The following is a 10,078-nucleotide window of genomic DNA, read 5'->3' on the forward strand; positions in this document are numbered from 1 at the left end:
CACGAAGGCCTACGGGGCGCCGCCGGACGACGTCGCGGCGCTGACCTACGACGCCTTCGGCCTGCTCTTCACCGCGCTGAAGAACGCCGGGAAGACCGACCGCGAATCGGTGCGCAACGCCCTGGCCAGGCTCCCCGGCTATCCCGGGGTGACCGGCGACATGAAGTTCCAGGAAGGCTCCGGCGACCCGGTCAAGAGCGCGGTCATCCTCCAGATCAAGGGCGGCAAGTTCGTCTACGTGACGAACGCGCAGCCGTAGCCGGGGCGTGGGCCCCGCGCCGCCCGACGCCGACGACCGTGACCTCGTCCGGGCCGCCGCGTCGGGCGATGCCCGCGCCTTCGAGGAACTCTACCGGCGCCACCGCGACTTCGTGCTGCGGCTGGCGCGGCGCTTCGGTCTTGGCGAGCAGGACGCCCTCGACGTTCTCCAGGAGACCTTCCTCTACGTCTGCCGGGCGCTCCCCCGGCTGGAGCTGCGCGCCTCCTTCACGACGTTCCTCTACCCCGCGGTCAAGCACCTCTGCCTGAAGCGCAAGGGCTTTCTGGCGCGCTTCCTGCCGTCCGGGAGGCTCTTCGACGAGGAACCCGGGGTGCCAGAGCCGGCGGTCGCCCCCCGCGGCGCCGACGACTTCCCGCGGCTCGTCGCGGGTCTCCCCGACGGCCAGCGGGAAGTGGTGCTGTTGCGCTTCGTCGACGGGATGGAGATCGCGGAGATCGCGGCCGCGCTCGGCATCCCGCCGGGGACGGTGAAATCCCGGCTACATAACGCTTTGAACCGGCTGCGCGAGACGGTCGGGAAGTAGGGAACCGCTCCGGCTGCGCGCCCTGCTCCCCCAGGGGCGCATTTTTCCGTGAACCTTTTCCGCTCCTTCCGGACTTCATTGTCAGGAGCAGATGATGAACACCAACGCAGAAGCCGACGACAAGCACCTCGACCAGCTCGCGCTCGACGCGCTGCGGGTGGGGGAGGGGACGCCCGCGAGCGCCGAGCACGCGGCGGGCTGCCGGCGGTGCGGTGCCGCCCTCGCCGATCTGAAGCGCCTGGAGGCGCGGCTGCGGGAGGCGCAGCCGCCGCTGCCGGCCGTCCCGCCTGCGGTGGAGGTCCGCGTGTTCCGCGCCTACCGCGAGTCGGTGCGGCGGCGTATTCCGGCGCCGTTCCCGTCGCTGCTGCGCCGCTGGAGCGTGCCCGCGGCCGGCCTGGCCGCCGCGGCGGCGCTCGTGCTCTCGCTGCGGTTGGCGCCGCCTGTTTCGGACCGGGTCGAGCCGTCGCGGGAGCCGGCCCGCTCAGGGCCGGCCCCCACCGCCCCGGGGTCCACCGCGCCGGCGGCGCTCGAGGCCCCGCGCGCCGCGGCGGCCGTGGACATCGTGGACGCCTTCCGCCTCGCCAGGGCGCTGCGGGACGGGCGGCGGGTCGCCGCCGGCTGGGACGCGGACGGAAACGGGGCGGTGGACGGCGCGGACGTCGAGGCGCTGGCCCGCCGGGCGGTGGCGCTGTGAAGACCTTGAGGATCAGGGGCGCTTGTCGACTGTTGCTGTTGATCGCCCTGGTGCTTGTCGCGTTGACTGCCCCATCCGCCGCCCAGACCCGCTTCCGCACGTGGGCGCTGATCGTCGATTCCGTCGGCGAACCCCTCGCGGCCTGGCAGGTCGAGCTGGCGTATGACCCGGCGGCGGTGAAGATCGTCGGCGTCGAGGGCGGGCGGGCGCCGTGGCAAGCGGCTCCGCACTACGACCCGAAGGGACTGGAAGCGGGGCGGCTGGTCGTCGCGGCCTTCACCCTCGCGCCATATCCACCCCCGGGCGTCACACGCGTGGCGCGCATCCATGCGCAGGAGAGCGGGTTGGGAGAGCACTTCATTCGCGTGAAACTGACGGCCGCCGCGGACCCCGACGGCCGCCGCATCGGGGCGACGGTGCGCCTGGTCCCCGAGGAAGGAGAGCGGCCGTGAAGAAGATCGCGCAGTTCGTCCTCGTCCCGTGCACTCTCGCGGTCCTGCTGGCGACGCTGGCCGTCGGAGCGCCAAACGTGGCGCCGCCGAAGTGGGTCGCGGCGCTCTTCGTCGAGGCGCAGAACGCCGTCGGGCTGCGCTGGGAGCCCGTCCCCGGGGCGACCGGCTACAAGGTCCTGCGCAGCACGACCAAGGGGAAGGACCACAAGGAGATCGCCGCCGTCACCGTGCCCCAGCACTTCGACACGAAGATCGAGCGGGGGGAGACGTACTACTACAAGCTTCAGACGGTCGCGGGGGACGCGACCGGCCCCCTCTCAGAGGAGAAGGAGGTCGTCGTCCCGGGAATGGCGAAAAAGGTTGGAGAGGCGTGGGATGACTACCGGGAGCCACGGGCGGAGCTGCGTGCTGACCGGGCAGAGGCGACAGCCGCGGCAGCCCCCGCGGCCCTCGCCCCGGAGAGGAGCATGCTAATGTCGGCGCGGGGCGAGGACATCCCGATCAAGGCGGAACGACCCGCGCCGGTCCTGTCTGCGCCCGCAGCGAAGATGGCCGCCCCGGCCGGAAGCGGCCCGGCGCTGCGCGGCTGGTCCGGCGGCGGCCAGGGGCCGGCGGCGGCCGGCCCGACCTACGCCTCCTTCGGCGAGCCGTTCGACGAGGTCTGGGTGATCAGCCGCCCGGAGCGGCCGGCGGCGCCGGCGCCCGGCGAGTACGTCCCCGGCTGCGGCGAGCTGAGCGTCGAGCGCGACGGCAAGCGCCTCCCCTTCCCGCTGGAGCACACCGAGGTCGCGGCGAAGATCGCGGGCTACATCGCCACGGTCCGCGTCACACAGAAGTATCGCAACCCCTTCGACACGAAGATCGAGGCGGTCTACGTCTTCCCTCTGCCGGAGAACGCCGCGGTCAGCGACTTCGTGATGACGATCGGCGCACGTCGCATCCGCGGCATCATCCGCGAGCGCGAGGAGGCGCAGCGGATCTACGAGGATGCGCGCCGGCAGGGGTACCAGGCGGCGCTCCTGACGCAGGAGCGGCCGAACATCTTCACCCAGAAAGTCGCCAACATCGAGCCGGGCAAGGCGATCGACGTCGAGATCACCTACTTCAACACGCTCGCCTGGCACGACGATGCCTTCACCTTCGTCTTCCCGATGGTCGTCGGGCCGCGCTACAACCCGGCGGGGAGCACCGGCGGCGTCGGCGCCGTGCCGCGCGGCGCGGGCGGTGCCTCCGGGCAGGCGACGGAGATGCAGTACCTCGCGCCTGGCGAGCGCACGGGCCACGACATCGGCCTCTCCGTCGAGATCGATGCCGGGATGCCCATCGAGCGCCTCGAGAGCCCGAGCCACGTCATCGACGTTGCGGGTCGCGGCGGCGAGCGGGCCACGGTGCGGCTGCGCCGCATGGATTCGATCCCGAACAAGGACTTCGTCCTGCGCTACCGGGTGGCGGGCGAGCGCCCGCGCCAGGCGCTGTTTCTCCAGCGCGACGGCGCGGAGGGGTGGTTCACGCTGCTGCTGGCCCCGCCCGCGGGGCTCGAGCGCCTGGCGCGGCCGCCGCTGGAGATGGTCTTTCTCGTCGACACCTCGGGGAGCATGAACGGCTGGCCGATCGAGAAGGCGAAGGCGGCGCTGCGCCGGGCCGTAAAGAGCCTCTCGCCCGGTGACACGTTCCAGATCACCCGCTTCGCCGGCGACAACTCGCGCTTCCGCCCCGAGCCGGTGCCGGCGACGCCCGAGAACATCGCCGACGGACTCGCGTACCTCGACGGGCTGAACGGAAGCGGCGGCACCGAGATGGTGCAGGGGGTCCGCGCGGCGCTGGACGCCCCGCTCGACCCGCAGCGCTTTCGCATCGTCTCGTTCATGACCGACGGCTATGTCGGCAACGAGGCGCAGGTGCTCGCCACCGTGGGCGAGCGGCTCGGTAGCGCGCGGATCTTCAGCTTCGGCGTCGGCACCTCCGTCAACCGCTACCTCATGGAGGGGCTGGCGCGGGTGGGGCGCGGCGCGGTCGCGTACATCGGGGCCGGCGACTCGGACACCGAGGCGGTCGACCGGTTCTACGAACGCATCGCGCGGCCGGCGCTGACGGATATCGCCATCGACTGGGGCGGCATGCGCGTCGCCGACGTCTATCCCGAGCGCATCCCGGACCTCTTCGTCGGGAGACCGGTGATCCTGACGGGGCGCTTCACCGGCCTGGGCCGGACCACGATCGAGGTGACTGGCACCTCCGGCGGCGAGCGCGTGGTCCAGAAGCTCGCCGCGCAGCTCGACCGCAAGCAGCAGCACGAGGGGGTGCGCCGGATCTGGGCGCGCGCCCGCATCGCCGACCTCACCGACGAGGCGCTGCAGGCGGACGCGGTCCGGCAAGCCGACATCCGCGGCGAGATCAAGGCCACCGCGCTCACGCACGGGCTGGTCAGCGACTACACCGCCTTCGTCGCGGTCGACGCCACGCGCGTCACGGCGGGGGACGAGGGCGTGACCGTCGTGCAGCCGGTGCCGGTGCCCGAGGGGGTGCGCTACGACACCACGGTGGTGCCGTAGCGCCGGTGCGGAGCGGGGACGCGGGGCCCGCGCCCACGTGTTGCCGCTAGGCGGGGAAGCCCCTATCATGGCCGCGCCATGGCCGACGAACTCGCGCAGCGCTTCCCCGGCGTGCGCTTCTACAACCCTGCGCTCGTCGAGGTGCAGGAGGACGTCGCCATCGGCGCGGGCACGCGCGTCGGCACGTTCACGCTGATCCACGCCGGCGCCCGCATCGGCGCGGACTGCACGATCGGGTCGCACTGCAACATCCACCGCGCCGTGCTCGGCGACCGCGTCGCGATCCAGACCGGCTGCCACGTCACGCGCGGCGTGGTGATCGAGGACGACGCCTTCCTCGGCCCGGGGGTCGTCACGCTCAACGACAAGCTCCAGGGCGCGCCGCTGGCGTTCCCGCGCATTGGGCGGGCGGCCCGCGTCGGCGGCGGCAGCGTCATCCTGCCGGGGGTCGTCATCGGCGCCGGCGCGGTGGTCGGCGCCGGCAGCGTCGTGACGCGCGACGTTCCCGACGGCGCGGTCGTGCTCGGCAGCCCGGCGCGCCTGCGTCACCGCCCCGTCCCCGCGCCGGAATGAGCGCCGCCGCCGCGCGCCCGCCAGCGAGCCGGGACGCGAAAGTCATCGTCAACCTCGCACCGACCGGCGTGGTGCCCACGCGGGCGCTGACGCCGCACGTGCCGCTCGGCGTTCGCGAGATCGTGGCCGACGTCGCCCGCTGCGTGCGCCGGGGCGCCAACCTCGTGCACCTGCACGCGCGCGACGGCCGGGGGCGCCCCACATGGCGGCGCGAGGCGTACGCGCGGCTCATCGGCGGCATCCGCGAGCGGTTCCCCGACCTGCCCGTATGCGTGTCGCTCAGCGGCCGCGCCGGCGGGAGCATCGAGGAGCGCGCGGATGTACTGCGCCTCGGCGGCGACCTCAAGCCGGACCTGGCGAGCCTGACGCTCGGCTCGCTGAACTTCGCGCGGGAGGCGAGCGTCAACGACCCGGAGACGATCCGTCGCCTCGCCGAGCGCCTCGCGGAGCGCGGGATCAGGCCGGAGCTGGAGGTCTTCGACCTCGGGATGGTCAACTACGCGCGCTACCTCGCCGACCGCGGCTTGCTCACGCCGCCCTTCTATTTCAACCTGCTGCTCGGCAACGTCGCCACCGCGCAGGCGACGCCGGCGCACCTCGGGCAGATGATCGCGGGTCTGCCGGACGGCTCGGTCTGGACGGGTGCCGGCTTCGGGGAGCACCAGCTCCCGATGAACACGCTGGGGCTGCTCTACGGGAATGGCGCGCGCGTCGGCCTCGAGGACACGCTCTGGCTCGACGCCGGCAGACGCACGCTCGCGACCAACGAGATGCTCGTGGAGCGCGTCGCCGGCCTCGCCAGGACGTTCGGCAGGCGCATCGCGACGCAGGCGGAGGTGCGTACCCTGCTTGGTCTGATCCCGCGCTAGAGCGCCGACGCCCGCTTCAGTCCGCGGGCGGACGGGCGGAACCGAAGAGCGCGCGGCCGAGCGCCCGCAACGCGCCGCCGACCAGCGGCAGCCGGGTCGCGGCCGCCTGCAGCCGCAGCCCCGGCTCGCGCTGCATGCGCGCCAGCTCCCGCTGCGTTGCCGCCAGCAGCGCCTCAAGCCGCGCCTCCCGGTCGCGGCCGGCCGCCAGCGAGCGGCGCGCCTCGGCCAGCGCCTCCTGGGCCCGGTCCGCGGCGCGCCCGGTCTTGACCGCCGGCGCCAGCCAGCGCAGGTACGCGCCGGCGGCCGCCGCCAGGGCGGCCGGATCGGGGGGCGGGCGCGGGGCCGCCAGCACGGCCGCGTAGAGCGCGAGCAGCTCATCCAGGCGCCGTTGCAGATCGCCGGCGGTCCGCATCAGCGCCCGGACCCGTGTCGCGTCCGCCGCGTCGTAGCGGTCGATCTGGGCGCCGAGGTGCGCGGCCGTCGCGGGGTGCGTCAACGTCCGGAGTCCGAAGTTCTGCACGCGCAGCTCCTCGAAGGCGCCGCTCGTCACGAGCGGCCCGGCGCCGGCGAGGTCGCAGAGCACGACGGCGCAGCCGGTCGCCATCGCCTCCATCGCGGCGCGGGCCTTGGCGAAGACCAGGTCGTAGTCGCCGAGGACCTCCTCCGGCCGCTCGAGGACCCGCGTGCCAATCCCGGCCGCTTCCAGCGCGATCCCCCGCGCCGCGCAGGCCGCGCGGATCGCCGGCAGAAAGGTCCCCTCGCGCGCGGCGTTGCCGAAGGCCAGCGCCCGGCGCGGGCGCCCGGGCAGCGGCGGGCGGGGCGGAAAGCGCGCGAGGTCGACGAAGTTGTACAGGACGTCGACGTCCGCGGCGGGGATCCCGCACTCCTCGACGAGCCGGTCGCGGCAGGCGTGGTCGACCGCGACATGCCGCGCGACGCCGGGCAGTCGCGCCGGCAGTTCCTCCCATGCGGTCGCGGCGTGGCAGAAACTGATCACGGGCGCGCGCGGAAAGCGCAGGGAGGCGATCGTCGTCTCGAGGTGGTGGTGCCCGTGGATGAGGTCCGGCTCGTGCGCGAGCGCGTCGAGGTCGTCGGCGACCGGCACCCCGGCGCCGCGCAGCTCCGCCGCGACGGCGCCGAGCACCGTGCTGAACGCGGCCGGCGCGTGCCCCCGCGCCCGCAGGCCGAGCGCCACGTCGCGGACCCAGAGCTCGGTGCCGGCGCGCACCGCCAGCGCGCTGTTCGTGAAGAGGATCTTCAAGCCCACCCGCCACCCCCGCGCCCGCCCCCGGGGCGGGGCGATGATGGCGCGGCGGCGGCCGAAAAGGCAAGGCACCCGCCGGCTCCCCTACCCATCGCCCCCGGATTTCGGGTACCTTTGCCGGCACCATGGCGGCGGATCGGCTGGTCTACTGGCTCCAGCAGGGGCTCAACACGCTGCAGCTCGGGTCGATCTACGCCCTGATCGCCCTGGGGTACACGATGGTCTACGGCGTGCTGACCATGATCAACTTCGCGCACGGCGACGTCTTCATGGTCGGCGCCTTCCTCTGCTTCGCGGCCGCGGCGCTCGCCGGCCTGCCCTTCGTGCCGACGCTGCTGGCGGCGATGCTCGGCGCCGCCGCGCTCGGCGTGGCGATCGAGCGGCTGGCCTACCGCCCCCTGCGCGCCGCCCCGCGGGTCTCGGCGATCATCACGGCGCTCGGCGTCGGCATCTTCCTCGAGAATTTCACGCTCGCGCTCAACCCCTACCCGCGCAGCATCCCGCGCCTGCTCGGCGAGGGCAGCTGGAGCGCCGGCGGGCTGACGCTCTCCTCGCTGCAGCTGACGATCGTCCTGGTCTCGCTCGGCCTGATGCTCGCGCTCGACCGCCTGGTGCACCACACGCTGCTGGGGACGGCCATGCGCGCCGTCTCCTTCGACCGGCCGGCGGTGCCGCTGATGGGCGTGCCCGTGGACTTGGTGATCTCGGCGACGTTCGCCATCGGCGCCGGGCTCGCGGGGGCGGCCGGGACGCTCTACGCGATGGCCTACCCGGTGATCGACCCCTACATGGGGATCATGGTCGGCTGGAAGGCGTTCATCTCGGCGGTCATCGGCGGCATCGGCTCCATCCGCGGGGCGATGATCGGCGCCTTCATCCTCGGCACCACGGAGATCATGGTCGCCGCCTTCCTCCCCTCGACGTATCGCGACTTCGTCGCCTTCACCTTCCTGCTGGTGCTCCTCGTCGTGCGGCCCTACGGCATCCTCGGCAAGCCGCGGGTGCAGAAGGTATGAACTCGCCCTGGGTCCTGCGGGCGGGGCTGCTCGGCGGCCTCGCGCTGTCGTGTGCCGTCCCGCACTACGGCTGGGTCAACAAGTACCAGCAGATGATCCTGATGTACGTCGGGATCAACGTCATCCTCGCGGCGAGCCTGAACCTCGTCAACGGCTACATGGGCGAGTTCTCGCTCGGCAGCGCCGGCTTCATGGCCGTCGGCGCCTACACCGCCTCGGTCGCCACCGTGAAGCTGCTGCCGGCGGCCGCCGTGCCCTGGGGCTTCCCGCTGGCCGTGCTCGCCGGCGGCGCGGCGGCCGCGCTCGTGGGCCTCGTCGTCGCCGTCCCGTCGTTCAAGACCCGCGGCGACTACCTCGCGCTGGTGACGCTCGCCTTCCTGATGATCGTCAAGTCGCTCATCGAGAACCTCGACGTCATCGGCGGCCCGCGCGGGTTCCTCGGCATGAAGCGTCTGACGACGCTGCCCTGGGTCTACGCCTGGACGGTGCTGACCCTGCTCGTCATCCGCAACTTCGTCTACTCGCGCTTCGGGCGCGCCGTGCTCGCGGTCCGCGAGGACGAGATCGCGGCCGGGCTGATGGGCGTGGACACGCGGCGCGCCAAGTTCCTGGCCTTCACGCTCTCGGCGTTCTTCTCCGGCGTGGCCGGCGGGCTCTTCGCGCACCTGCTGCAGTTCATCTCGCCGCGGGTCTTCGACATCATCAAGTCCACCGACGTGCTGATCATGGTCTACCTCGGGGGCATCGCCTCCATCGCGGGCTCGGTGGTGGGCGCGACGCTCTACACGGTGCTCCTCGAGGCACTGCGTCCCTCGGCGGTGGCGTGGGCGTTCGGCTGGCTGCCGGCGGCGCTCTTCGAGCCGCTCAACGAGCACGTCATCCAGCACCTGAACGTCTGGCGCATGGTGATCATGCCGCTGCTGCTGGTGCTCGTGATGCTCTACCATCCGCGCGGCATCATGGGCCTGCGCGAGTGGCGCCGGCTCGTGCCGCGGCGGGACCGCAGGGCCCTGGCGGGGCGGGAAGGCGCGACCCCGGCGCCGCCGGCGGGCGAATGAGCGGACGTCCGCCGGCGGGCCGGCAACGCCGCGGCCGGCCCGCCGCCGGCTACCTCGGCGCCTGATTTCCGGCCAGGAAGTCGTCCCCGGCCTGGCGCCACCAGCGGTGCCAGGCCTCCCTGTCGAGCCCGAACCGCTGGCCGGTGATCTTCTCGAGCGCCTGCCCGGCGCTCCCGGCCACTTGCCCTCACGGTTCGTCGAGCATGACCAGGAGGGCCTCGCAGGCGCTGCGCTCGCCGATCCGGCCGAGCGCCTCGGCGATCTTCACGCGGACCCCCGAGTGCCGGTCCCTGTTGAGCCGTTCGATGAGCGGGTCGGCGAACCGGGGATCGGCGATCGCGCCCATCAGCTCGGCCGCGCGGGAGCGCGCGATGTCGTCGCCGGAGCCGAGCGCGTCGACGAGCGCCGGCGCGGCCTCCCCCCCGAGGGCCCTGAAGGCGCCCGAGAGGACGTTCCACGTCGGCGTGGACGAGGTGCCCAGCAGCGCCGCGAGCGGCTCGGCCGCCCGCGGGTCCCTGATCTGGCCGAGCACCGCGATTGCCGCGCGTCGGGCCGGCGCGTTCTCGTCCTCCAAGGCGTTGATGAGCGCGGGGACCGCGGCCGCGCCGGCGGCCCTGAGTTGCTTTTGCGCCAGTTCGCGCTCCATCGGGTTCTCGCGGGCGAGGCGCTCGATGGCGGCGGCGATCGTGGCCGCGTCCGGGGGGGGCGTCCGTGGGGCCGCGGGCGCGGGCCGGACGGTCGCCGGGACGGGCCGTTGGCGTTCGGGCGCGCCCAGCGGAGCTCGCTCGCTCGGGACG

The 10,078-nt window shown here is 73.4% G+C and carries 12 protein-coding genes; 9 read left to right on the plus strand and 3 right to left on the minus strand.

The features are described 5' to 3' along the window. From VI078_05410 to VI078_05440, 7 genes are all read left to right on the plus strand, one after another. Nucleotides 1–259, plus strand: a 259-nt coding sequence (locus VI078_05410) for an ABC transporter substrate-binding protein (protein HEY5998725.1), incomplete at its 5' end; no start/stop codon positions are given. Between the two features lie 7 nt (nt 260–266). Then, nucleotides 267–803: a sigma-70 family RNA polymerase sigma factor gene (locus tag VI078_05415; GenBank protein HEY5998726.1), complete on the plus strand. Its 537-nt coding sequence runs from the start codon at nt 267–269 to the stop codon at nt 801–803. A gap of 94 nt (nt 804–897) precedes the next feature. Beyond that, nucleotides 898–1,497 (plus strand): hypothetical protein, encoded by a 600-nt coding sequence (locus tag VI078_05420; GenBank protein ID HEY5998727.1) that lies wholly within the window; start codon nt 898–900, stop codon nt 1,495–1,497. A gap of 32 nt (nt 1,498–1,529) precedes the next feature. Continuing rightward, nucleotides 1,530–1,949: a hypothetical protein gene (locus tag VI078_05425; GenBank protein ID HEY5998728.1), complete on the plus strand. Its 420-nt coding sequence runs from the start codon at nt 1,530–1,532 to the stop codon at nt 1,947–1,949. Then, nucleotides 1,946–4,501 carry a VIT domain-containing protein gene (locus VI078_05430; protein ID HEY5998729.1) on the plus strand — a complete coding sequence of 852 codons (2,556 nt, stop codon included), beginning with the start codon at nt 1,946–1,948 and terminating at the stop codon, nt 4,499–4,501. Before VI078_05425 ends, VI078_05430 begins: the two co-directional genes overlap by 4 nt. A 78-nt stretch (nt 4,502–4,579) precedes the next feature. Further along, nucleotides 4,580–5,074 (plus strand): acyltransferase, encoded by a 495-nt coding sequence (locus tag VI078_05435; protein HEY5998730.1) that lies wholly within the window; start codon nt 4,580–4,582, stop codon nt 5,072–5,074. After that, complete coding sequence (locus VI078_05440; GenBank protein ID HEY5998731.1) at nt 5,071–5,943, plus strand: 3-keto-5-aminohexanoate cleavage protein; 873 nt, start codon at nt 5,071–5,073, stop codon at nt 5,941–5,943. The genes VI078_05435 and VI078_05440 overlap by 4 nt, the downstream gene beginning before the upstream one ends. Nucleotides 5,944–5,959: 16 nt before the next feature. Here the strand turns inward: VI078_05440 and VI078_05445 are convergent, their stop codons facing one another. Further along, nucleotides 5,960–7,210 (minus strand): glycosyltransferase, encoded by a 1,251-nt coding sequence (locus VI078_05445; GenBank protein ID HEY5998732.1) that lies wholly within the window; start codon nt 7,208–7,210, stop codon nt 5,960–5,962. 122 nt (nt 7,211–7,332) lie between these two features. On the opposite strand from VI078_05445, the gene VI078_05450 reads away from it, so the two are divergent. Both VI078_05450 and VI078_05455 read left to right on the plus strand, forming a co-directional pair. Further along, nucleotides 7,333–8,223: a branched-chain amino acid ABC transporter permease gene (locus VI078_05450; GenBank protein HEY5998733.1), complete on the plus strand. Its 891-nt coding sequence runs from the start codon at nt 7,333–7,335 to the stop codon at nt 8,221–8,223. After that, a complete protein-coding gene (locus VI078_05455; GenBank protein ID HEY5998734.1) occupies nt 8,220–9,281 on the plus strand; it encodes a branched-chain amino acid ABC transporter permease in 1,062 nt (353 codons plus the stop codon). Before VI078_05450 ends, VI078_05455 begins: the two co-directional genes overlap by 4 nt. A gap of 49 nt (nt 9,282–9,330) precedes the next feature. Here the strand turns inward: VI078_05455 and VI078_05460 are convergent, their stop codons facing one another. Both VI078_05460 and VI078_05465 read right to left on the minus strand, forming a co-directional pair. After that, complete coding sequence (locus tag VI078_05460) at nt 9,331–9,462, minus strand: hypothetical protein (protein ID HEY5998735.1); 132 nt, start codon at nt 9,460–9,462, stop codon at nt 9,331–9,333. A 6-nt stretch (nt 9,463–9,468) separates the two neighbouring features. Next, on the minus strand, nt 9,469–10,078 hold a 610-nt coding region (locus tag VI078_05465; GenBank protein HEY5998736.1), incomplete at its 5' end, for a HEAT repeat domain-containing protein.

It is taken from the genome of bacterium (assembly GCA_036524115.1).
GTDB lineage: Bacteria > JAUVQV01 > JAUVQV01 > JAUVQV01 > DATDCY01 > DATDCY01.